The organism is Neobacillus sp. OS1-2, from assembly GCF_030915505.1.
In the GTDB taxonomy this organism is placed as follows: domain Bacteria; phylum Bacillota; class Bacilli; order Bacillales; family Cytobacillaceae; genus Neobacillus.
In genome coordinates, this window is record NZ_CP133265.1 from 4,047,640 (window position 1) to 4,070,417 (window position 22,778).

General features: G+C 39.4%; 24 protein-coding genes. 17 read left to right on the plus strand and 7 right to left on the minus strand.

The genetic code is table 11. From position 1 onward, the window contains the following. The first annotated feature begins 3 nt into the window (after positions 1–3). Positions 4–1,719, plus strand: coding sequence for an assimilatory sulfite reductase (NADPH) hemoprotein subunit (gene cysI / locus RCG19_RS20130; RefSeq protein ID WP_308108585.1), 1,716 nt, complete (start codon positions 4–6; stop codon positions 1,717–1,719). Between the two features lie 228 nt (positions 1,720–1,947). Here cysI and RCG19_RS20135 read toward each other — a convergent pair whose 3' ends face one another. Both RCG19_RS20135 and RCG19_RS20140 read right to left on the minus strand, forming a co-directional pair. After that, positions 1,948–2,463 carry a J domain-containing protein gene (locus tag RCG19_RS20135; RefSeq protein ID WP_308108586.1) on the minus strand — a complete coding sequence of 172 codons (516 nt, stop codon included), beginning with the start codon at positions 2,461–2,463 and terminating at the stop codon, positions 1,948–1,950. A gap of 115 nt (positions 2,464–2,578) precedes the next feature. Next, positions 2,579–3,316: a metallophosphoesterase family protein gene (locus RCG19_RS20140; protein ID WP_308108588.1), complete on the minus strand. Its 738-nt coding sequence runs from the start codon at positions 3,314–3,316 to the stop codon at positions 2,579–2,581. A 205-nt stretch (positions 3,317–3,521) separates the two neighbouring features. Here RCG19_RS20140 and RCG19_RS20145 point away from each other — a divergent pair, with 205 nt between their 5' ends. After that, entirely contained in the window at positions 3,522–4,085 is a 564-nt protein-coding gene (locus RCG19_RS20145) for a DUF2062 domain-containing protein (RefSeq protein ID WP_166245585.1), read from the plus strand. A gap of 52 nt (positions 4,086–4,137) precedes the next feature. Here the strand turns inward: RCG19_RS20145 and RCG19_RS20150 are convergent, their stop codons facing one another. From RCG19_RS20150 to RCG19_RS20160, 3 genes are all read right to left on the minus strand, one after another. Further along, complete coding sequence (locus RCG19_RS20150; protein ID WP_308108589.1) at positions 4,138–5,898, minus strand: DUF4153 domain-containing protein; 1,761 nt, start codon at positions 5,896–5,898, stop codon at positions 4,138–4,140. A gap of 208 nt (positions 5,899–6,106) precedes the next feature. Next, positions 6,107–7,075, minus strand: a complete 969-nt coding sequence (locus RCG19_RS20155; protein WP_308108590.1) for a bile acid:sodium symporter family protein — start codon at positions 7,073–7,075, stop codon at positions 6,107–6,109. A 217-nt stretch (positions 7,076–7,292) separates the two neighbouring features. Continuing rightward, on the minus strand, positions 7,293–8,213 hold the full coding sequence (locus RCG19_RS20160; RefSeq protein WP_308108591.1) for an MBL fold metallo-hydrolase: 921 nt from the start codon (positions 8,211–8,213) through the stop codon (positions 7,293–7,295). A 171-nt stretch (positions 8,214–8,384) separates the two neighbouring features. On the opposite strand from RCG19_RS20160, the gene RCG19_RS20165 reads away from it, so the two are divergent. After that, entirely contained in the window at positions 8,385–8,852 is a 468-nt protein-coding gene (locus RCG19_RS20165; protein WP_308108593.1) for an SRPBCC family protein, read from the plus strand. Positions 8,853–8,996: 144 nt separating this feature from the next. Here the strand turns inward: RCG19_RS20165 and RCG19_RS20170 are convergent, their stop codons facing one another. Continuing rightward, a complete protein-coding gene (locus tag RCG19_RS20170; RefSeq protein ID WP_308108594.1) occupies positions 8,997–9,359 on the minus strand; it encodes a hypothetical protein in 363 nt (120 codons plus the stop codon). Between the two features lie 123 nt (positions 9,360–9,482). Here RCG19_RS20170 and RCG19_RS20175 point away from each other — a divergent pair, with 123 nt between their 5' ends. The 14 genes from RCG19_RS20175 to RCG19_RS20240 all read left to right on the plus strand — a co-directional run bounded on the left by RCG19_RS20175 (position 9,483) and on the right by RCG19_RS20240 (position 21,594). After that, a complete protein-coding gene (locus tag RCG19_RS20175) occupies positions 9,483–10,502 on the plus strand; it encodes a threonine aldolase family protein (protein ID WP_308108595.1) in 1,020 nt (339 codons plus the stop codon). A gap of 91 nt (positions 10,503–10,593) precedes the next feature. Beyond that, the gene (locus RCG19_RS20180) at positions 10,594–11,382 is read left to right on the plus strand and encodes a hypothetical protein (protein WP_308108596.1); all 789 of its coding nucleotides are present in this window, start codon (positions 10,594–10,596) and stop codon (positions 11,380–11,382) included. 4 nt (positions 11,383–11,386) lie between these two features. After that, complete coding sequence (locus tag RCG19_RS20185) at positions 11,387–11,845, plus strand: hypothetical protein (RefSeq protein ID WP_308108597.1); 459 nt, start codon at positions 11,387–11,389, stop codon at positions 11,843–11,845. Positions 11,846–12,046: 201 nt separating this feature from the next. Then, entirely contained in the window at positions 12,047–13,078 is a 1,032-nt protein-coding gene (locus RCG19_RS20190) for a Bug family tripartite tricarboxylate transporter substrate binding protein (protein WP_308108598.1), read from the plus strand. Between the two features lie 62 nt (positions 13,079–13,140). Continuing rightward, complete coding sequence (locus RCG19_RS20195) at positions 13,141–13,593, plus strand: tripartite tricarboxylate transporter TctB family protein (RefSeq protein WP_308108599.1); 453 nt, start codon at positions 13,141–13,143, stop codon at positions 13,591–13,593. A gap of 29 nt (positions 13,594–13,622) precedes the next feature. After that, complete coding sequence (locus RCG19_RS20200; RefSeq protein ID WP_308108601.1) at positions 13,623–15,149, plus strand: tripartite tricarboxylate transporter permease; 1,527 nt, start codon at positions 13,623–13,625, stop codon at positions 15,147–15,149. 71 nt (positions 15,150–15,220) lie between these two features. After that, a complete protein-coding gene (locus RCG19_RS20205; RefSeq protein WP_308108602.1) occupies positions 15,221–16,831 on the plus strand; it encodes an ATP-binding protein in 1,611 nt (536 codons plus the stop codon). Beyond that, positions 16,809–17,516, plus strand: coding sequence for a response regulator (locus RCG19_RS20210; RefSeq protein WP_308108603.1), 708 nt, complete (start codon positions 16,809–16,811; stop codon positions 17,514–17,516). Before RCG19_RS20205 ends, RCG19_RS20210 begins: the two co-directional genes overlap by 23 nt. Positions 17,517–17,658: 142 nt before the next feature. Then, entirely contained in the window at positions 17,659–18,432 is a 774-nt protein-coding gene (locus tag RCG19_RS20215; protein WP_308108604.1) for a DUF2935 domain-containing protein, read from the plus strand. Positions 18,433–18,596: 164 nt separating this feature from the next. Next, on the plus strand, positions 18,597–18,998 hold the full coding sequence (locus RCG19_RS20220) for a hypothetical protein (protein WP_308108605.1): 402 nt from the start codon (positions 18,597–18,599) through the stop codon (positions 18,996–18,998). A 186-nt stretch (positions 18,999–19,184) separates the two neighbouring features. Further along, positions 19,185–19,385, plus strand: coding sequence for a cold-shock protein (locus RCG19_RS20225; protein WP_007083691.1), 201 nt, complete (start codon positions 19,185–19,187; stop codon positions 19,383–19,385). A gap of 150 nt (positions 19,386–19,535) precedes the next feature. Further along, positions 19,536–20,171: a pentapeptide repeat-containing protein gene (locus tag RCG19_RS20230; protein WP_308108606.1), complete on the plus strand. Its 636-nt coding sequence runs from the start codon at positions 19,536–19,538 to the stop codon at positions 20,169–20,171. Positions 20,172–20,338: 167 nt separating this feature from the next. Continuing rightward, positions 20,339–21,334 carry a hypothetical protein gene (locus tag RCG19_RS20235; protein WP_308108607.1) on the plus strand — a complete coding sequence of 332 codons (996 nt, stop codon included), beginning with the start codon at positions 20,339–20,341 and terminating at the stop codon, positions 21,332–21,334. 122 nt (positions 21,335–21,456) lie between these two features. Beyond that, positions 21,457–21,594 carry a hypothetical protein gene (locus RCG19_RS20240; protein WP_308108608.1) on the plus strand — a complete coding sequence of 46 codons (138 nt, stop codon included), beginning with the start codon at positions 21,457–21,459 and terminating at the stop codon, positions 21,592–21,594. Between the two features lie 113 nt (positions 21,595–21,707). On the opposite strand, the gene RCG19_RS20245 is transcribed toward RCG19_RS20240, so the two are convergent. Continuing rightward, positions 21,708–22,685: a M20/M25/M40 family metallo-hydrolase gene (locus RCG19_RS20245; RefSeq protein ID WP_308108609.1), complete on the minus strand. Its 978-nt coding sequence runs from the start codon at positions 22,683–22,685 to the stop codon at positions 21,708–21,710. Between the last annotated feature and the right edge of the window lie 93 nt (positions 22,686–22,778).

Genomic DNA, 22,778 nt, shown 5'->3' on the forward strand with positions numbered 1-22,778 from the left:
TACATGCTGAAACAAATTTTAACAGCACCGGAGGGAGCTCCGAGCGATGTCGAACGAATAAAGGATGAGAGCAACTTTTTACGTGGCACCTTAAAGGAGGTTATGCAAGACCGGGTCAGCGCCGGCATTCCTGATGATGATAACCGCTTAATGAAACATCATGGCAGCTATTTGCAGGATGACCGCGACCTCCGCAACGAACGACAAAAACAAAAATTAGAACCTGCCTATCAGTTTATGCTGCGTGTTCGTGCCCCAGGTGGTGTGGTAACACCAGATCAATGGCAGGTTTTGGATGGGCTCGCGGACAAAAACGCAAATGGCACGATAAAATTGACTACCCGGCAATCGTTTCAATTTCATGGGATTTTAAAATGGAATATGAAAAATACGATTCAGGAAATCCATCAATCCTTATTAACTACACTGGCGGCGTGCGGTGATGTTAACCGGAACGTGATGTGTAACCCAAATCCTGATCAATCGGAGATTCATGCAGAGGTGTATGAATGGGCGAAATATTTAAGTGAATACCTATTGCCACGTACAAGAGCCTATCATGAAATTTGGCTCGATGAGGAAAAGGTAGCAGCCACACCAGATATCGAAGAAGAACCCATGTATGGAGCCCTTTATTTACCACGGAAGTTTAAAATCGGGATTGCCGTGCCACCATCAAATGATATTGATGTTTTTTCACAGGATTTAGGCCTCATTGCCATTGTTGAAAATGGTAAATTAATAGGGTTTAACCTGGCCATCGGCGGGGGGATGGGGATGTCGCATGGCGATAAAGCAACCTATCCACAGGTAGCAAAAGTCATCGGCTTCTGTACGCCTGAACAAGTGGTAGAGGTGGCAGAAAAAACGATTACGATCCAACGTGATTACGGCAATCGTTCTGTTAGGAAAAATGCCCGCTTCAAGTACACAGTGGACCGTTTAGGTCTTCAAACGGTTAAGGAAGAATTAGAAAACCGCCTCGGTTGGAGACTTGAGGAGGCAAAGCCATATCATTTCGACCACAACGGCGACCGGTATGGATGGACGCAAGGCGTGCAAGGAAAATGGCATTATACATTGTTTATCCAAAATGGGCGCGTGGCGGATTTTGCCGATTACAAGCTAAAATCAGGGTTGCAGGAAATTGCGAAAATCCATACAGGCGATTTTCGTTTAACACCCAATCAAAATTTAGTGATCGCTAATGTATCAAGTCAGAAAAAGAAAGAAATCACTGAATTGATGGAAAAATACGGATTGTCTGATGGTAAACATCATTCAGCCATAAGACGCAGCTCGATGGCATGTGTGGCACTGCCAACGTGTGGCTTGGCGATGGCCGAATCTGAACGGTACTTACCAGTCTTAATGGGAAAGATCGAAGAAATCGTGGATGAAAATGGCCTCCGCGACAAAGAAATTACCATTCGCATGACCGGTTGTCCAAACGGCTGTGCCCGACCAGCGCTCGCCGAGATTGCTTTAATTGGAAAAGCAGTCGGCAAATATAATATGTATGTAGGCGCAGCCCACGATGGCAGCCGTTTAAACAAAATGTACCGGGAAAATATCGGGGAAGAAGAAATTTTGAATGAGATGCGAAACCTACTATCACGCTACGCGAAAGAACGGTACGAAGGGGAACACTTCGGGGACTTTGTCATCCGTGCGGAGATTATTGAAGCAACCACAGACGGAACAAATTTTCATGAATGAATGCAAAAAGCCAAAGAGACAGAAAGCCTGTCTCTTTTGTTTAAAGATAAGAAAGTAAAAAATTTTTGACTTTGAGAATTATCCAGCTCCAGCGCCCTAGCGGCTAGTGTCCTTCGCTCTCCGCCCTACGATAAGTCAACATCGATTCGCCTCCGGCTCATCGTGTTTCCTTTATCTCAGTTGGAGCGCTCCAGGCCATACGCCGCTGACCAGGGCGCTTGCCCTTTTCTACTTTGCTTTAGTGTAGTGTTCATAAAACACTCTGAAAAGTCGCTCATCACCACCGCGATCCGGATGGAGTGCTTTGAGTAACTTTTTAAACTCTTTCTTCATTATTTCTTTGTCTGGATTTATGTCTAATCCCAATAGGGTGGAATATGTAAGGGGCGGGGGATCAGCAAGAGCATATTCAGCTTGTAACATTCTCTTTAAACCACGGACTTTTGTTTGTTCGATGCGAACCTTGGTTTTTAATTCTTCGTTTTCCTCTTTTAAGTGCTTATTTTCGTTGAACGTCTTTTCCCAATGGTGGAAATCAACGCCAAATTGCTTGCACTTATCCTCAATCAGCTTTTTCAAAATAAAGGCTGCTAGCTCACCTGGGCTAATGACATAATCAATGTTCAAATTTTTCGTCCGTTTTGCCCTAAGTTTTCCGTCTAAAATCCAACGTATGACAACCTGTTCACTATCGGTAATACCTTCATCCTTTAGTATTTCAGTGACTTCCTTAAGATTCAACATGTAATCATCTCATTCTTTTTAAGGCTAAAACCACTGTATCATATAAAAAACGAGGATTGTTTTACTAGAGTATTTAATTTTTATTAAAAATTCTTTACTGGCCCGTTTTCCTCTTTTACTGATACTTTAAATGTTGATTCCCATGAAAGGTTTTCAAAAAATAGTCTGAATCAGGAACGTTCAGCCTGTGATATCCTAATAAAAAATCCTTATTATCATAGGGAACTTCTCTAAATGCGACATTCATTTCACCGTATTCGCCGATTGTTAAAATAGCATATGAGGCCAGGGGCTTATGGAAACACCCAAGTGATCCGGGATTCAGATAGAGGCGTTTCTTCGTCTTAAAATGATGGATCACATGATGATGACCAAAACATACAATATCAGCATTTGAAGCACGATAGAGGAAGTCCAATTTTTTCTCGGTTGGTTCATAATCGACAGGTAAGAAGGTACCTTTTTCGTCTAAATGGTAATGGACAAGAAAAAGGTGTTTTCCATTGTATTCGGCAGATAATGTCGTCGGAAGACTCAATAGAAAGGGAAGATATTGAGGGTCCAAATGGGCAGCAATCCACTCATGATGCTCTCTTTCCTTTTTTCTACTGTAGGGCTCTCTTCCTGCTAAAATATCGATGATGGCTTCGTCATGATTTCCCATCACATAAGAAATTTTGTCGTGCGACAGGATCAGATTCAGCACTTTATTGGTTTCATAGCCGATCCCGATAAGATCCCCTAAGCAATAGATATGCTCAATGGTATCGTCGGCATCGATTTCCTTGCATACCGCTTCCAATGCGGAATAATTTCCGTGAATATCCGAAATAATTGCGATTTTCTTTTCCATAATATAATCTCCATTTTTCATTAGGTTTCCATTTATGGAAAAATAAATTCAATAGAAATATTCATCTATTTTTGATAGATCATCTATTTATTATGTATGATAAAGGTGTAAAATAGAAAGATGAAGGATACTATGATATAATTTTTTTGAAAGTTCAAAAAATAATAATATAAATTTATACGTTTTCAGCAGGGGGTTACACCTAATGAGCAAAAAGCAAAAAAAATATCCTTATTATCAGCGGATTGGACGAGCCTTTAAGTTGAATTTCACGAAACTCCTTCGTTCTCCTGGAGGGGCGAAAAAGGTGGCATTGGGCTTCGCCCTTGGTTTCGGCTTGGAAATGTTAGTGATCTCAACCGCATCACTTGTCTATATTTTCTTTGTTCCGATTGTTAAACTGGCAAAGGGCTCATTATCTGCTTCCATCATTGGGAATATTATTGGAAAACTTACGCTTCTCCCTGTCGTCCTTTTACCATTTGCTAGACAATTGGGGAAACTAATCGTTCCCATGAAGGTAAGAATTGGGCATCATACCCATTTTTCTATTCAAAATGTATGGCACGGGGATTTCCGGAGTTTAATTGGCCTGCTGCATGGCGGTGTCCATGCCTTAATCGGAATGACGATATTTGGGATAATCCTCGCTATTATTTCTTACTTTATTGTTCATTACCTTTACGATAAGGAAAAATCGAATCGATTGAAAAGAAGACGGCTTAAACATGAAATTCGCTTAAATAGTATCAACAAGAATTTAATATAAAATTGTAGGAAAAGAAAAACAAGCGGCTAACATGGTGCCCGCTTGTTTTTTGTTATTTTACCTGAACAAATACTAATAGCGTTGCGTTAGTATTGCGTTTATATTGTTTTTCGATGCCCACATTTTGCACGACAATGGTTATTTTGGCGCGATCATTTTCCTCCGTAAAGGTTGCCTCTTCTGCTGATAGTTGTCCCGCTGTTGGTTGATAATCATAAAATTTATCAAAGATTTTTTGTGTATGAAAGGTAATCAGAGCCTGGTTATTTGCGCCCTCTAATGTTAGCACCCATTGATCTTGTTGCATATCCTTTAACAGAGAATAGGTTTTCCCTTGTTTTTTGATATCAAAAATTTTTCCCTCTCTATTTTTCTCAGCCATGTTGATCTCGATGGTGGCAAAGGTATCGTAGCCTGTGATGGTAATGGGTGTTTCTTGTGCCAGGTTAAGGTAGATAGATGGATTGACCTGACCCGCATTTTGATACTCCTTAAAACCGAATGTATCCAGAAAATCATGATATGCATTAAAATCATCTGGAAGCCATTCAATTTTTTTTGTATATCCCATCATTTCTAAGTATGAAATAGTATCCGTAATAATCTGTTTATCTTTTGCCGGGATGGTATCATCAGGCCTAATCGTATTATTTTCGAGCATCTTATTTTTCAAAAGGACATTTTTTAAGGTATCTATCTGACTAGATCGGCTTATGGTGAAGGCATCCACAGGCGGCACAATGGAAATGACGGAAAAAATAATCAACATCACAGCAATGACACCGTTTTTTCGAACGGGTAAAAAGCTTAATAAGATTCCGGCAGCTGCGGCAAAAATACCGAACAGGATGACATAATAGCGGGTATGGGTAACACCTGTATCAACTACACTGAGGATCGAGGAAGTAATTTGAAAAAGCACGATTGGCACTAGCACCTTTGGGAAAATAAGTCTAAAAAAGGCTGTAAACTTGTTTTCGATCTCACTAACCAATATATACATCAAAATTACCGTAATCGCATAAGAAACGAGCATAGGTTCTAATAAATTATCCTTCCAAAACTCCCCGCCAATATTTTTAATAATGTATATTAGTAAGATTAGAGTAAATACGGACAGTAACGGAATGAGAATATAGGATAGGAGAATGTCTAAAAATTTCGGACAAGAGGCAGCTTTTTCGATATATTCTTTTCGCTTATTTTTCCTTGGATAGGTTGGAATTAATGAAAGAAAATACATCGGTGCAAAGAGAATAAACACAATATTAGCCGTATGCGAATAGGCTGCAGAATTAATGTTGAAAATCAACTGGTGTATCGCTGAGAGGATGATGGCTAAACCTCCGAAAATGACACCAGAGAAGAATAGAGTATTAAAGAAAGATTTAAAGGCGATCATAAAGCTCTGATTAAAACTAATTTCACTTTTTATGACAGGAATCCAAATGAAGGCGATCAGCAAGGCAAACAAGGCAACGCCGGTTCGTATTTCAATTTCCATGCTTAGGGTGGGGGCCGGTCGAACGATGAGGTAATACCCCGCGGTCAGCAGGATGACCAAAATCATCAATAGAAAACGGATAGAAGCCTTTGAAGAAAAACGTTCGATGTCAACCTGAAAAACTGCACTAAGAAAGGCGCCAACAACAAAAGTTACCAGCAATATCGATTGGTGCGTTCCTGCGTTGATGGTGGAAGCGTTAATAGCTGCAGCTCCCACAAGAAATAAAGTGGTTAACGGAAAACGGACAATGGCATCGGTCAACCCAGTGAGTTTAGCTTGAAGACTTCTCATCCATTTCATCTTCATCAATCCTACCTCTCATTTACTAAATATCCATTTCCTTCTATAATAAATTATAACATTGTAGCAAAAAAATATCCTTTAAAGTTTGATTAATAAAAAAATAGTAGTAGAAAAGTTTAGCAATTTGCTTAAAAAATAGTACTTTAAGACAAAAAGAACTTGGAATCTCCAAGTTCTTTTTGTGTTTATTTACATAATACTATTTTAGGTCTTAAACAGATAATGTTTTCCCTTTATTTTCAGTTGTATCTTTTTCATCCTTCATCCGGCTGAAGATCGTTGCAAGGATGGGACCCGAAATATTGTGCCATACACTGAAAATAGCACTTGGTACCGCCGCTAATGGTGAAAAGTGTGCAGCAGCAATGGCGGCACCTAAACCAGAATTTTGCATTCCAACCTCGATGGCCACAGCCTTTTTCTTCGAAAGGTCCATTTTAAAGAGTTTGCCAAATGTATATCCCAATAAATAGCCAAGGCAATTATGTAGGACAACAACTGCAAAAATGATTAATCCTGTTTGTGCAATGGACTTTTGGCTTACGGAAACTACCGCCGTTACAATGGCAACAATCGCAATAATAGAAACAAGCGGAAGTACCTTAACACTAGCTTGTGCCTGGCGATTAAATAACTTTTTAACGACAACTCCAAGGACAATCGGGAAGAGCACGATTTTTACAATGGATAAGAACAGACCACCAGGATCGACTGGTATCCATTCGCTTGCAAGTAATAGAATAAGTGCTGGTGTTACTAGTGGGGCAAGAATTGTTGTCACCGATGTGATCGTTACACTAAGGGCAACATCACCCTTGGATAGAAATGTCATAACGTTAGAAGCTGTGCCGCCAGGGCAGCAGCCAACTAATATAACACCAACGGCAACTTCAGGTGAAAGCTGCAGGCCTTTCGCTAGTAAAAAAGCGAGAAGGGGCATGATGATAAACTGACCGACAACGCCGATCGCTACATCCTTAGGACGCTTGAGTACTTCCTTGAAATCATTTCCCGATAATGTTAATCCCATTCCAAACATAATGATTCCTAGTAGAAGTGAAATGTGGGGTGCAATCCAGGTAAAGGTTGCGGGCGATAAAAAGGCAAGTACCGCAAATAACAGCACCCAGATCGCAAAAGTTTTGCCGACAAAATTGCTGAAGCGTTCTAAAGTTTTCATTGTATCCACCCCTATTTAGATTATTTCGTAATGCTAAGTATTATAGAATATTATTTAAATAAACACAATAGTTTGAAAATTATTTTTTTAAAAAAGTAAAGCGGTTAAGGATGAAAGCGTTAACGCTACACTAAAGTAAAGTCGTTTATATTCTAAACATAAAAAAGGACATACAGCTAGTTAGCTTGTATGACCCAGCAGAATCAGTTTCCACTGCTTACTTATTCCCCATAACGGTTTCCCCATGTAAGAGCACTTTTAGTTGCTCCTCCGGAAGTTTCTGATTTTCCCATTCACGATACAATCGTTCTAATGCTTCCGGGCCTGTGTCGTCGGCTAATCGGTAGGCACCATAATGCATCGGCACGAAGAACTTCGCGCCCAATTCAATAAAAGCTTTCACGCTGTCTTCAGGCGAAATATGTGCGGGGGCCATAAACCATTCAGGCTCAAAGGCCCCAATCGGCATAAACACGGTATCAATCATGAAACGCTCCGCTATTTGTTTAAAGCCGCTGAAATAGCCCGTATCACCAACAAAATAGAAGGTTTCCTTGTTGGGAGTTTGAAAAATCCATCCGCCCCAATGAGAGGTATTCATGTCTCTTAAGGATCGCCTTGTCCAATGCTGGGCAGGGACGAAGTGGAGGGTGATTCCTCCATGTTCAATACTGTCCCACCAACTCAATTCAGTTACCTTATGATAGCCTTTTCGCATAAAAAGGGACTTCAACCCCACAGGCACAAAGTAATGCGGATTTCCTTTTAATTTTTTCAGGGTAGGGAAATCCAAATGATCATAATGGCCATGGGAGATGACGACTAGGTCAATTTCTGGCAGATCTGCTAAGGAGATTCCCGGCTCCGTCAACCTCTTGTCAAACCCCATCCTTTTTGCCCAAACAGGATCAGTCAAGATGTTTTGACCATTAAGTTGAATCAAGAAGGTAGAATGTCCAACCCATGTATAAGACGTCAGGCTTCTGTTTTCCTTTAATTCCCGCTGTTGCTTAGTTGGACACTGTTCAATATTTACCGATAAATCTTTTACTTTCGCTCTTCTTTCCTTTTGCCACTTTCGCAAATCCTTAAATGATTTGTAGCTTGTCACGTTATCTAAATTAGCAAATCTCTTCATAGTTTCCTCACTTATTGCATAATAGAAAATTATAAACGGATGAAGGAGAAAGTGCCAGTGTGATACCTCATTTTTGTTTAGTCCTCCGTGATCGAGAAGAACCCCGCGCCCGCTTTCCGAATAAGAATAAATGGAAACTTTAGTGAAAAAAAAGCCAAGGGGGGAGTCCATATGAAAATTGAATATCAGTATACCTTTGGATTGCCAAGGAATATTGTCTGGAAGTATTTAATGGATAAAGATATTCTGAGAAAAGCAATTCCTGGATGTAAAACGTTTATTGAGCGTTCGAAAGGGGTATACGATGCCGAAGTAGAGATTACTATCGGACCATTACAAGATGTTTTTACACTTGAAATACGGATTGATGATTTGAAACCACCAACTTCTTACCGAATGTATATGAAAGGAAAAGGAAATGTTGGGGAGATAAATGGTACAGCCGACATGTTATTGCAAGAATTGGGGAGTTCCACGATTGTAAACTGTCTGGCTGAAGCACAGGTAACAGGTGGAATGGCACTTATTGGTCAACGAATAATGGAGTCAGGTGCGAAAAAGTTGCTGGACAGTTTTTTTCAAACAGTTGAAAAAGAAATAAAAGGAACACTTTATCAAATGAGAAAGAGCGGCAGATGACCAAGGAAAACCCGGGTCATCTGCTTTTTTTATGGAAACGGAAAGTTTAACAAAGGCCAATATTTAATGGAGTAGTCCAGATTTAGAAAGAGGAAATCATTAGTGTGGTTTCTCCAGAGGTGATATTCAAATTCTCATTACCATTTACTGTCCAACATGATTTCTAAGCTTTTTTTCATGCTGCGCCGTCTTAATGCTAAGGTAATCAACTGTTTCTTGTGTCTCGGTCAATTCCACTCTGAAACCATTAAGTTTAGATTCAATACGGTCAAATCTTTCGTCCATTTGGTCAAATCTTTCATCCATTCGGTTCTCGAGTTCAGATTTCACATTGTCAATCTTGCTCTCAAGTTCAGATTTCACATTGTCAATTTTGTTCACGAGTTCAGATTTCACATTGTCAATTTTATTTTCAAGATCAGTTTTCATTTCGTCCAATTTTTTATCCACTTGGGAAGAATATAATTTTAATGCATTTAGTATTTCATGGATTCCTGACTGTTCCATGTCCTCACCTCCTCAAGAGTATTATATCCTTTCCTTCCTACTGTATCTAGTTCTCGATTCGATTATTTTCAACATTTTTTTCATTATGGTACGATAAATAAAAAATGTAATGGAGGTAGTCATATGTATAGTTTCAAGAATGATTACAGCGAGGGTGCACACCCCAAAATTTTGAATGCGTTACTAGAATCAAACCTTGAGCAAGAAGAAGGATACGGGGAAGATCGATATTCATTAAAAGCGATTGAATTAATAAAGAATCGAATGGACCGGAATGATGTTGATATTCATCTATTATCTGGCGGGACACAAACGAATCTTTTAGCCATTTCTGCTTTCTTGAGACCTCATGAGGCGGCAATCGCGGCTAGCACCGGGCATATCCATACACATGAAACTGGGGCAGTTGAAGCGACGGGTCACAAAATACTGACCGTTAATACGGAGGATGGCAAACTAACACCTGCGCACGTTAAAACCGTACTCGATGCACATACGGATGAACATATGGTTAAGCCAAAGCTGGTATACATATCGAATTCAACAGAAATAGGATCCATCTATTATAAGAACGAACTGCAGCAATTAAGTGATTTCTGTCAAGAGAATAAACTCATTTTGTTTATGGATGGAGCGAGATTGGGTTCAGCACTTTGTTCGTCAGAAAATGATCTTCAATTACGTGATGTACCGCAACTTGTTGATGCTTTTTATATTGGCGGCACGAAGAATGGAGCATTATTAGGAGAGGCCTTGGTCATTTGCCGCGATTCCCTTAAAGAGGATTTTCGCTACCATATGAAGCAAAAAGGGGCCATGCTAGCTAAAGGGAGAATTTTGGGTATTCAGTATCTTGAATTGTTTCGCGACAATTTATTCTTTGATTTAGCTGCACATGCCAACAAGATGGCTGAAGTGCTAAGGGATGAATTAAGCAGAGAAAATATCCAATTTCTTACGCAATCCCCTTCAAATCAAATCTTTCCTATTCTCCCTAATGGACTTATAACGAAACTTCAAGATAAGTATGCATTTCATATATGGGAAAAGGTTGACACGGAACGTTCTGCCATTCGATTGGTTACATCTTGGGCGACGAAAGAGGAAGCGGTTAAGGCGTTGATTGAGGATATAAAGAAATAAGGAGAAATTAAATGCAGGGCAGCTTTTGAGGATAAATTACTAATACAGATGGAAAACTATTGGTAATTAATTTGATGTAAGGTGGCCTTAAATGGATAACTATTCGAACGGTAATTCCGCTAGGCGTTATAAGGCACATGTAAGTGTTCTGGGTACGACGCAAATTCATTTACGAAACCCTTATATCATTGGCTGGTGGTCGGCAGCGTTTCCCGGGTTCGGACACTTGCTATTGTCCAAATATTTAAGAGGATATGCCTTATTCATTTGGGAAGTGATTGTGAATATTAAAGCCCACGTCAACCTTGCTATGATTTACTCTTTTCAAGGAAATATATCATCCGCAAAAGAGGTATTGGATACACGATGGTTACTCATGTATATTCCAGTTTATCTATTTGGCATCTGGGATAGTTACCGGACAACAGTTGATCTAAATAAGGTTTTTATTTTAGCAGAACACGAAAACCACCGATTCAACTCATTTAGTATTGGAGCTGTTGAAATTAATTATCTGGATAAAAGGAAGCCATTGATGGCCGTCATCTGGTCCATGTTTGTGCCAGGGCTGGGACAGCTTTATATCCATCGAATTTTGGCAGCCTTTTTTGTCATCTTTTGGGTAGTGATCTTTTTTTATTATTCACATGCACTTGAAGCAATTTCCCTTTTATTTTTGGGGAAGGTCAATGAGGCTACCACTGTTATAAATCCTGAATGGCTGTTATTCCTTCCCTCTCACTATGGCTTTGCCGCTTTTGATGCCTATATGAATGCCGTTGAAAATAATAAGTTGTATGAAAAAGAGCAAAGAAAATATTTACTGGAACATTATCAATCCCCAAATTTCCAAATCCAAAAAGGACGAAAAGTGAAGTGATCCTGTGCAGCTATTTTCAACATTTGAAAATCAGACTAGTATAGAAATGGCAATATCAACATTAGTGAAAAATGGTATTAGGAAGGAAGATATCTTTGCAGTACCACTTGATAATCGTCAAGAGGAACGGAAGGTTTTTGATACATTACACCGATCTGACGGTACCTCGCTAATTGATATTGGAATGGCCCTTGCCACAGCCTTTTCGGTTATTGGTGCAAGTATCGGTTTTAAACTATCTTGGGGTCCCATATACTGGGGGTTGATCGGTGCCTTTATCGGATTTGTTATCGGATTTGCTATTAGATTGTTTACTGAAGTGGTTTTAAAAAAGAAACAAAGGTTATTAAAAGGGAAGCAGTCAGAGGTTATTCTTATCATTGATTGCCAAGAGCAGCAAGCAGATTTAGTGGAGAACATTCTATGGAATCATTTTGCCTTTGGGGTTGCAAAAGTAAAATAGTGAAGGATCTAGTATTGAATGTATTTCTCACCAAGTGGTTTCCTAATCGGAAACTGCTTTTTCTATTTTTTAGGACTTTTTATGTTGATGAACAATATGAACAAAATGATGAATACGTTTTTAATGCTGTTTAAATGTATAAACTATTAATTTTTTAAAATCTTTGTAAAATTAAGAAAACGGTTACAAGGGGGAAATGAGATGTTTTCGATTAAAAGAATTTCAGCTGTCATGTGTGCAGGTGCGTTGGCATTAAGCTTGGGGGCATGCAGCAGCAGTAATGAAACAGCTAGTCCGGTTAAGAAGGAAGAAGGTACAGGCTATCCTACAAAGGCGATTTCTGTTGTCGCGCCATCGGGTGCAGGTGGCGGCTGGGATTTAACGGCACGCTCCTTTACAAAAGTGCTAAGTGAAACAAAGCTAGTTTCACAGCCATTAACAGTTGAGAATAAGCCGGGTGGCGGCGGTGCCGTGTTCATGGCAGAATACGCAACACAGCAAGCTGCAAATAACGATATGCTCTTTGTTAGTTCGCCGCCTATTATCATTAACAACCTGAAAAAAGAAGGAAACAGTCCATACGGTTACAAAAACACAACACCCTTAGCGCAGTTGACAAAAGATTTTGGCGCCATTGTCGTTAAAACAGATTCACCATTTAAAGATCTTACATCAGTCTTAGAGGAAGTCAAGAAAGATCCGACAAAACTTACCTTTGCAGGAGGTTCGGCACCGGGTTCAATGGACCACTTAATTTCAATTCTTCCAGCTTATAAATATGGCGTCGATCCGACAAAAATTAAATATGTTTCCTATGATGGCGGCGGGGAAGCCATTACAGCCCTACTTGGCGGTAATGCCGATGTAATTGGTACTGATGCATCAAGTGTGAAAGAATTTTTAAAGGCCGGTAAGGTTCGGGTGTTAGCAGTAACAGCAACGGAGCGTTTAGCTGGTGACTTTAAAGACGTTCCGACGGCGAAAGAACAAGGGATTGACGCGGAATTCACGATTTGGCGCGGAGTATTTGGCCCTGAAAAAATGTCCCAAGAAGCAAAATCGTATTGGGAGAAATCAATTGATAAACTCGTAAATACCTCTGAGTGGAAGAAAGAAGTAGAGACACAAGGCTGGGAAATGGAATATAAAAACAGTGCCGATTTCAAAAAATTCCTAGAAGAACAAGATCAACAAGTTCAGCAATTATTAAAAGCGTTAGGCATGCAAAAGTAAAATAGTGAGGGAAGGAGTTTACTTTCTCCTTCCCCAATCTTTTCTAAAGGGGGGGAATACGAGTGAGTTATAATTTCGATCGTATTGCATCTGTAGCGTTTCTGGCGGTAGGGGTGCTTTTTATTATCGGGAGCAAGCAATTATCTAGTACATCATATGGAAGTGTGGTTGGACCTGATATTTTTCCATTCGTACTAGGTGTTTTTCTAGTTTTATTAAGTATCCGTTTGTTTTATGAAACAATTACCGACAGCAGCCACAAAGGGGAGAAAGAATCTTTACAGTATAAGCCCTTCTTCATCATCGGAGCAGCGACGTTAGTCTATATTTTAACGTTAGAAACAGTCGGCTATATAATTACAACCTTCTTGTTTTTATTTGTTTGCTTTCAAACAATGGAACGGTCGAAGTGGATTTCCTCTCTCATCATTGCGGCAGGTTTTTCAGGAATTGTTTATTTTTTATTCGTAGAGGTGTTGAAAGGTACACTTCCCGGCTGGCCGATTTGGTTTTAATCATCAACTGAAGAAAGGAGGAAAATGACATGAGTACATTTGATTATTTAATTCACGGATTTGGAACAGCACTTATTTGGTATAATCTTCTTTTTGCCTTTGTAGGCGTGTTAATAGGAACGGCTGTCGGCGTTTTGCCAGGGATTGGTCCGATGAGCGGGGTAGCGCTACTCATTCCTGTTACGGCATCGATTACTGGCGGGCTGCCACCGGAACAAGCGGCAACAAGTGCCATTATTCTTCTTGCAGGGGTTTATTATGGAGCGATGTATGGTGGTTCGACGACATCGATTCTATTAAATACGCCAGGAGAATCCTCGTCAGTAGTGACAACCTTGGATGGTTATCAGATGGCCAAGAAAGGAAGGGCCGGCAGTGCTTTGTCCATTGCGGCGATTGGCTCATTTGTGGCTGGGATTGTGACGCTCATCGCTTTGATTGCCTTAGCAAAGCCATTATCAGAGGTGGCCCTTAAATTTGGCCCTGCCGAATATTTTTCGTTAATGCTGTTGGGGTTAGGAGCTGTCAGTGGATTAGCGGGAAAGTCGGTGACAAAGGCGTTAATTATGACAGTTAGCGGCTTGTTACTTGGGACGATTGGGATCGATAGCGTTTCCGGTATTGCGAGATTTACTTTTGATGTTCCATGGCTTTTTCAAGGAATTGAGTTTTTAACGATTGCGGTTGGGTTGTTTGCTCTGGGTGAAGTATTTAAAACAATTTTAGAAAAAGAGGAAGAAGAAGTTGAAATCGCACGCATCAATAATTTACTTCCTTCTAAGGAAGAATTAAAAGAATCAGCAGCACCGATTGCCCGTGGTTCCATCCTAGGATTCTTTATAGGGATTTTGCCTGGTGCCGGGGCAACGCTTGCGTCCTTCTTTTCTTATATTCTTGAAAAAAAGGTTTCTAAAAATCCTGAGAAATTTGGAACAGGGGCCATTGCAGGCGTCGCTGCACCGGAATCTGCCAATAATGCCGCTTCTGGTGGTGCCATGATTCCCTTATTGACATTAGGTATACCGGGTTCAGGTACAACAGCCATCCTTATGGGAGCTTTAATGATGTATAATGTTCAGCCGGGACCATTATTATTTGAAGACCATCCACAGGTTGCATGGGGCTTGATTGCAAGTATGTTTATCGGAAACATAATGTTATTAATCTTGAATCTCCCACTTGTAAAAGTGTTTGCTAAAATTATTCAAACACCAAAAAAGTATTTGATTCCGATGATCATCGCCATCTCCATCTTTGGTGTTTATGCAGTCCAAGTATCGGTGAATGATCTTTTGCTATTACTAGCTTGCGGTGTCATTGGCTACTTTTTCAGTAAACATGATTATCCGATTGCCCCGCTGGTTCTTGGCCTAGTCCTGGGACCAATGATTGAGAATAATCTAAGGAGAGCATTGACGATTTCAAATGGTGATTATAGTGTATTTTTTACTCGCCCACTTTCATTGGTCTTTCTGATCATCACCTTCCTATGGCTGGTCATACCATTCCTAATGAAAAAACGCGGAAAAGAAGTGATCATTAATGTAGAGGGATAGGATTCAGAAATTTTAAAAAACTCCTGTTTAAAAGGAGTTTTTTTTATTATGATAGAGATAGAGGTGTATAAATGCGCTTACATACAAAACTAATGCTTGGAATCTCCATTCTCATCATCGTGCTTGGAACGATTATTGAATTTACTTTTAAAAATATTATGGAAACCAACTTGAAGCATGAAATCGGCTCAAAAGCGTTATCCGTTGCGCAGTCGATTTCTAATATGCCAGAGATTCAAGCTGCTTTTAAAAAAGAGGACCCCTCCGCCATCATTCAGCCTATTGCTGAAAAAATTCGCAGGCAGGTCGATGCCGAATTTATCGTGATTGGGAATCGAAATGAAATCCGATACTCTCATCCAAATCCCAAACGCTTAGGGCAGAAAATGGTTGGGGGAGATAATGGCCTTGTCTTTAAAGGGCAATCCGTGATTTCGGAGTCAACAGGGACATTGGGGCCTTCGCTAAGGGGGAAAGCACCAATTTTCAGTGGGGAGAAAGTCATAGGCGTTGTTTCTGTCGGATATCTCCAAACCGATATAGAAAAAGAAGTTTCAAAATTACAGAAAAAGATATTCGTGGCTACGTTGATTATTTTACTCGGAGGCATGCTTGCCGCACTATTAATCTCTTTAAATATTAAAAGGGCTATTTTTGGTCTTGAACCGAAAGAAATTGCTTGGATGTATCAGGAGAAACACGCGATTCTTGAGTCTATTCATGAAGGGATTATCGCGATTGATACAAACGGGCGGATTACGGTGGTCAATGAAACAGCACATACTATTTTAAAGGAACCGTTGCATTCCCTACTGCGTGGAAAAAGAATCGAAGAAGTGCTGGAAAATACACATCTTCTTGAGGTCGTACGAACCGGACAAGCCGAATATGACCAGGAAATTCTGATTTTGGGGGAAATTTATTTAGCCAATCGTATTCCTATTTTTAATGATAAGAAAGAAGTAATAGGGGCTGTCGCAAGCTTTCGGAATAAGTCCGAGCTTGCCAATTTGCTAAAGGAATTATCCCATATTAAAACATATGCAGAGGGTCTGCGGGCCCAAACCCACGAATATTCCAATCGGCTATATACGTTGCTGGGCTTGATACAGCTTGGATCCTACAAAGAAGCAATTGATTTTATCTCTAAGGAAGTAGATGTTGCTCAAGGGTTCATTCAATTTTTAATGAAAGAAGTACCTGATCCATTTATTGCAGCATTTATCTTAGGAAAAGTAAGTTTAGCTAGTGAATTAAAAATTCATTTCGCAGTCGACCGGGAAAGCAGCTTTACAGATGTCCCTGCAGACATCAATAGGGACTTGTTAATCACGATTATTGGAAACCTCGTTAATAATGCATTTGAAGCCGTTCGAGAGAATGAAAAGAAAGAAAAATGGGTCTCTCTTTTTTTAACAGATCTCGGTAAGGACTTGATTATTGAAGTAGAAGATAACGGGATGGGAATTGATGAAACTAGAAATGATCTGATTTTTAAACAAGGTTATTCTACTAAAAATACAAGCGGCAATGCCGGAATCGGGCTAAGTTTAGTGCAAAGAGCGATTAACGAATTAGGCGGATCCATCACGTTTTCTTCGGATTGGGGAGAAGGGACCATTTTCACAGTGGCGATACCAAAGAGCAGGGGGGATTGGAATGAACGAGAACCAATTGATTGATGTGTTAATTGTGGAGGATGACTTAAGGGTTGCGGAAATCCAAAGGCGCTTTCTTGAACAAATCGAAGGTTTTCAAACAGTAGGTATTGCGGCTAGTTATCTCGAGGCAAAAACGTTAATTGACATCATGCAGCCAGACTTGCTCTTGCTTGACGTCTTTTTCCCGGATATGAATGGACTGGACTTATTAAAAGAAACAAAGCAGCAATCGAAACCATTTAATGTGATTATGATTACGGCCACAAAAGAGATCAATAAGGTACAAGAAGCTATTCGGGTTGGAGTGTTTGATTATATCATTAAACCGGTTGTGTTTGAGCGCTTTAAACAATCCTTACTTCGATTTAAGGATTTCCATAGAAAGCTGGTTCAACTTGAAGAAGAGAATCTCCATGTCACCCAGCAGCAGATAGACAAGCTGCTGCGAAAGGAAATGGATGCGGGGGTGAATGAAAAGTCCTATCTGCCAAAGGGGATTGATCCCCTTACATTGGATAAGGTACTTGAGGTATTAGCTAAGGGGGTTCGCGGTCTAACAGCCGAATTAGTCGCCCATGAGATTGGCATCAGCCGAACAACCGCAAGACGCTATTTGGAACATCTTGTAGCTGAGGAAAAATTAGCAGCAGACCTCGCGTACGGAACTGTAGGCCGTCCGGAGCGGGTTTATATGGTAACAACTTAATAAGTAACAAGGAAACAGCTGCCAGAGTCTTTCATTGCTGGCAGCTTTTTTTATTTTTTGCGATGGGGAAAGTCCAACATAAATTCTGAACAAAGCGAATATAATTCATTGGATGCAATCCTTCTAAATAAGGGGTGGGGATATGGGTTATACGGATAACTATGAAAGGGATACCTATGGGATCATCGCTTTTTGGCTTCGGAATGATTATGACCATGGGCGATTTTTCGATAGGGAAATAAGCCATTATGAAATAGAACTAGCCCGTGCAAATCAGAATAATATTCAGCGTTTAGGAGCGGTATGGCAAAAAGCCCAGTCGAAAACGGGGGATCTTGGACAATTGCTCGATGAAGCAACACATGCTTCCCGGGAATTTCACAGTTTACTTGCCTATACCATGGACAAATCTCTCCATTGTGAGGTTATTATTTCCACACCAGTATCACTTCTCGACCATATGGTGCGGGAATCTGAAGAGTCTCAAAAGGTCTATAAATTAATCCAAAGTGGCGCTCAAGTAACACCGTCAGATGCAGTCATCCATGAAACTGTATTTTGGTTAAGACAAATGGCCGATCATTTAGGTTATATACGTCATTATTCAGATGTATCAAATTATGAAGTGAACTTTCAAGTAACAAATATGATGCAAAAATTTGAGCGGCTATTAATGCAGGCAACCGCATTAAAAACAATGGTACGAAAACCGCGCAATGGAATGCTGCCAGTTTTGGATCAATTCCGGCAAACGATTATTAAAGAAGCCAAGAGTCTCGAAGCATTTAAATTAGAAGTAGATGATCTAATCAAAAGATGTGCGATCGCGACAACCTCTCCTCCAGATTTGTTAGAACATATTGCAAGGGAAGCCCATCACTTATGGAGAAATTTAGAGGATGGGGTTATCACTTAATATAGTCACCAAACTTATATAATAGTTAAGGAGCATTTACCTTTGAAGGGGTAAATGCTTTTTTTGTTCTTTCAACTATACAAACATCAATAATTTTTGATCCATCGACAAATATCTACATAAACCTGCTATACTAAAAGCAATATAGGTAGGAGGTGAGAAAAGTGGAAAAAATACTTCAAATGATATTGGACAAACTTGACACCTTGGATCAAAAGGTAAGCTCTATGGATGAAAGAATCACTAGGATGAATGACAGAATCACTAGTATGAATGAAAGAATCACTAGGATGGATGACAGAATCACGAGTATGGAACAAAGTTTTCCGGCTGAACTTAAAAAACAAGGGGATTTATTACATCATTTAATTAATACTGTAGCAGCCACGAATGTAAAGATTTCCGAAACAAACGAAAGAATAGATTCTGTAGAAACGAAGGTAGACACAATCGCAGAAAATGTAAAGGAAATCAAAAATTCAATGGCGACCAAACATGATCTCGAATTTTATGACCAAATGATTTCTGAACATTCTAGGGAAATTTACAAGTTAAAAAACAACTAAGTCTCTCCAAAAGGATTCCCCAAATAAAATTTAAACCTCTATTTGCATTATGGAAGATTCTCTGTTATAGTAAAGAAGAATTATTTTTGTTAGTCAGTTTGATTATGAAGTGTAAAACTTTCGTCTTGAAGAACTGAGCAAGGATAGTAACACAATGTGTGCGAAGCACACGAGGAGGAAACAACAATGGAACAAGGTAAAGTAAAATGGTTTAATGCAGAAAAAGGATTCGGATTCATCGAACGCGAAGCAGGAGACGATGTATTCGTACACTTCTCAGCTATCCAAAGCGAAGGTTTCAAATCATTAGACGAAGGTCAAGCTGTTACATTTGAAGTAGAACAAGGTCAACGTGGACCCCAAGCTACTAACGTTCGCAAAGCATAATAAAAACCAATAGATAAAAAAGACTCTCTTGCAGAGTCTTTTTTTGTTTTATCTAAAAATTGCTAGAATATGAATTAACAGCTGATTTATTCTACCTTAATCTGTACAATAAGTGTATTCGATAAAATTTTGTAATGAAAGAGGTAAAGTATGAAGATTGATTCACCTAAAATCTCCGCTGTATTGCCCACAAGGAATTTCCAAGATATTTTTTATGAAGAGGATCCCGAATTAGAAATGTGTCAGGTGATCGATTCCGTTTTTGAAAATGAAGTAGTTGGTAGAGTGCGATTAACAAATATGGTGATTAAGAATTGTCGGTTCAATCATACCGATTTTATAAACAGTGATATTACGGATGTATGGTTTGAAAACTGTGATTTTTCCAATGTTAATTTGAGCAAGTCTTCCATTCACCGTGTGGTATTTAAAAATAGTAAATGTTTAGGTGTCGATTTTTCCGAAACACGATTTGGAAATGTTCAATTTGAGGATTCCGTGTTAAATTTGGCGACGTTTGGAAATTCAAAGTTAGAAAAAGTAAAGTTCAACGGCACTGCGTTAAAAAGCAGCGATTTTTTTGACTGCAAACTTAAAAACGTTGAATTTCAGGTTTGTAATCTGGAGGGGGCAAACTTTGATCAAACCTCATTAAAAGGAATCGATATCAGTACGTCTACATTTGAATCCCTTATTGTGGCGATTGAAGATTTAAAAGGGTGCAAAGTATCATCTTTGCAAGCAATCCAATTTGCAGCATTAATGGGATTGGTCATCAAAGATTAACGTTGGGAATTCCTCGTACCTACTAGTAAAAAAGGGAACGGGGTTTTTTTATATCAACTTATGTGAAATAATTCACATAATGTTCAATAATAGGTCGGTTAGATCACTACCTGTTCCTGTATATTAACACTATAGTCATGTTGTTTATGATACAAGGGGGATGTAGGATGAAAAGGATATTTCAGACACTATTATGCATAGGTCTTATTATGACACCAGTTTTTGCCGAAGCACATGTGAAATGGTTTACAGAGGTGACACCACATAAAGAAGCGATCGAACATATTTTATCACCCATGTTTATCTTCTTGGCACTTATTGCAGCGATAGTACTTGCTTCATTAACATTGTTTATTCCAAAAATGGCTGAATGGGCACCAGTGAAAAAGTGGGAGGATCGTCTTTCGAATCTAAGGAAGTATTCACGATATCTACTAAAATACGGGACTGCCATTGCTCTGACGATTCAAATCATCAATGGAACATTATTTGCTCCCGAGTTCCACATGGAAAACACATTTGCTATTATTTTATCGTGGGTGACCATCGGATTTTTATTCATACCGCACCATATTTCAACGAAAATCGGTGCTTCTATTCTGTTAGGATTATTTATTTATGTAACGATTCATCATGGCATTTTCTATATGTTAGACTACGGATATTACGTAGCGATCATAGGTGTCTTATTAGTAGGGAATACAAAACTTGAAAAAGTTGGCTTTCCGTTCCTTTATTTAGGAACCGGATTATCACTTAGCTGGGTAGCCGTGGAAAAATGGGTGTATCCAGGTATGGCCTTAGACATTGTTACAAACCACCATGTGCCCACATTTGGTTTCGAACCCGGATTATTTGTTGTGATGGCAGCCTTTATCGAATTTGTCGTCGGTTATTTATTAGTGGTAGGAATTTTAAATAGAGTGCTAGGGTTTGTTGTGACAGGTATTTTTATCTCAACGACCATGTTATTTGGGATGAAAGAGGTTATTGGCCACTTCATGATTCATATTGTATTAATCATTTTTATCATCGAAGGGGTTTCATTCTATAACCCGCCCATTAAAATGCACAAAACAAAACTGGATCAATTCATCTTTGTGTTTCTAAATTTTATTTTCGTACTAGCGACTTTTTTATTGATTTACTATCGGTTTGCTTAGGACTATATAGAGCCAACCTGTCACATGTTCTTGCAGAAGAAATTTTTTAAAAAAATAATCACAAAAATAAAAATCCGGCATATAGTAACTTCTGTGTGATAAATGTTAAGGAGGAACAAACGATGGAGAAAAATCAAATTGTACCAACAACTATTATCGAGTTCAAAGAGGTAGAGGATGGATTTAAAATAATTGAAATAAATGTTTCGGATCCAGCTGAAAGTTTATTTTCAGTCGTCACCCCTATTAAAAAGCAGTAAGAGAAAAAAACTATCTTTTACATAGGAAGATGGTTTTCAACAGTAAAGGAAAAGGCTGGCTCAAACAGGTCACATGATCGCCCATTTGAGTCAGCCTTGTTATGTTACAGTCATTATTTAGACGTACTACTCTTATTCATAAACTTCAATAAATCGGTGAGCAATGTACTAAAAGTTGAGAGATGTTCTTCGATTCGACCAGGATATTCCGAGGCGATAAACTCAAGTGTATCATTTCCCGTATGCCAAACTCCGCCGTGTTTAACCGTTTGATCATACCCATCAAGGGCGCCAATTTCCCAGTTGGTTGCCTCTAAATAACCGTAAGGGATTCCAAGACTTTCAAATGGTGCATGATCGCTCCAGTCACCTGTGGTTCCAGCCGGATAATCAGGATTCAACCCTGGATTGGTTCCGACATTTAACTTTTTCTTCTTCACGATTTCTAATGCTTGGTCGCGAATGAAGCCAGCATCTCCGGCGCTGCCATAAACATACATATTGTCACCGACTGCAAGACTATCCATATTAATCATTCCAATGGTATTTTCAATTTCTTTTTGCGACATATTGGCTGCATAATAATTTGATCCCCGGAGTCCAGTTTCTTCAGCACCAAATGCAATAAAGACAATGGAGTATGGAGTAGGTATATTTTTTAAGACCTCGGCAACTTCCAATAGTACTCCTACACCAGATGCATTATCATCGACACCGCGTCCAATTGCAACAGAATCATAATGGGCACCCACGATGATCTGTTTACTGGATTTCCCGGGTTTATAGGCAATAACGTTTGAAGACTTGGTTGTGATTCCTCGTCTTGTATAGGAAAAGTCCTGTACGGATGTCTCAAATCCAATTCGTGCAAATTGACTTTCAATATATTCCCCGGCTTTTCGCTCATTATCTGACCCTGCTACCCGTGGACCTATTTCATATGCTAGGTACTTCATATGTTCGTATGCCATTGCGCCGTTTTTATGTACAAGTGATGGCCTGTAGGTGACAGTTTGGGCTGAAGCACCCCCAACAATTGTCAAAAGGCTAAACAACAAAGCGATAAAGGATATGGTTATTTTCTTCTTCATTACTCCGACTCCTCACTATCTATTTTTTATAAGATTAATAGAATCTTTTGAAAGAAACAATAGCTTTGACAAAGGATAGCAAAAGAAGACAAA

Coding starts and splice junctions, on each gene's coding strand:
- cysI (WP_308108585.1), top strand. CDS start 4: ATGCTGAAACAAATTTTAACAGCACCGGAGGGAGCTCCGAGCGATGTC.
- RCG19_RS20135 (WP_308108586.1), bottom strand. CDS start 2,463: ATGTTGAATCTTAAGGAAGTCACTGAAATACTAAAGGATGAAGGTATT.
- RCG19_RS20140 (WP_308108588.1), bottom strand. CDS start 3,316: ATGGAAAAGAAAATCGCAATTATTTCGGATATTCACGGAAATTATTCC.
- RCG19_RS20145 (WP_166245585.1), top strand. CDS start 3,522: ATGAGCAAAAAGCAAAAAAAATATCCTTATTATCAGCGGATTGGACGA.
- RCG19_RS20150 (WP_308108589.1), bottom strand. CDS start 5,898: ATGAAGATGAAATGGATGAGAAGTCTTCAAGCTAAACTCACTGGGTTG.
- RCG19_RS20155 (WP_308108590.1), bottom strand. CDS start 7,075: ATGAAAACTTTAGAACGCTTCAGCAATTTTGTCGGCAAAACTTTTGCG.
- RCG19_RS20160 (WP_308108591.1), bottom strand. CDS start 8,213: ATGAAGAGATTTGCTAATTTAGATAACGTGACAAGCTACAAATCATTT.
- RCG19_RS20165 (WP_308108593.1), top strand. CDS start 8,385: ATGAAAATTGAATATCAGTATACCTTTGGATTGCCAAGGAATATTGTC.
- RCG19_RS20170 (WP_308108594.1), bottom strand. CDS start 9,359: ATGGAACAGTCAGGAATCCATGAAATACTAAATGCATTAAAATTATAT.
- RCG19_RS20175 (WP_308108595.1), top strand. CDS start 9,483: ATGTATAGTTTCAAGAATGATTACAGCGAGGGTGCACACCCCAAAATT.
- RCG19_RS20180 (WP_308108596.1), top strand. CDS start 10,594: ATGGATAACTATTCGAACGGTAATTCCGCTAGGCGTTATAAGGCACAT.
- RCG19_RS20190 (WP_308108598.1), top strand. CDS start 12,047: ATGTTTTCGATTAAAAGAATTTCAGCTGTCATGTGTGCAGGTGCGTTG.
- RCG19_RS20200 (WP_308108601.1), top strand. CDS start 13,623: ATGAGTACATTTGATTATTTAATTCACGGATTTGGAACAGCACTTATT.
- RCG19_RS20205 (WP_308108602.1), top strand. CDS start 15,221: ATGCGCTTACATACAAAACTAATGCTTGGAATCTCCATTCTCATCATC.
- RCG19_RS20210 (WP_308108603.1), top strand. CDS start 16,809: ATGAACGAGAACCAATTGATTGATGTGTTAATTGTGGAGGATGACTTA.
- RCG19_RS20215 (WP_308108604.1), top strand. CDS start 17,659: ATGGGTTATACGGATAACTATGAAAGGGATACCTATGGGATCATCGCT.
- RCG19_RS20225 (WP_007083691.1), top strand. CDS start 19,185: ATGGAACAAGGTAAAGTAAAATGGTTTAATGCAGAAAAAGGATTCGGA.
- RCG19_RS20230 (WP_308108606.1), top strand. CDS start 19,536: ATGAAGATTGATTCACCTAAAATCTCCGCTGTATTGCCCACAAGGAAT.
- RCG19_RS20235 (WP_308108607.1), top strand. CDS start 20,339: ATGAAAAGGATATTTCAGACACTATTATGCATAGGTCTTATTATGACA.
- RCG19_RS20240 (WP_308108608.1), top strand. CDS start 21,457: ATGGAGAAAAATCAAATTGTACCAACAACTATTATCGAGTTCAAAGAG.
- RCG19_RS20245 (WP_308108609.1), bottom strand. CDS start 22,685: ATGAAGAAGAAAATAACCATATCCTTTATCGCTTTGTTGTTTAGCCTT.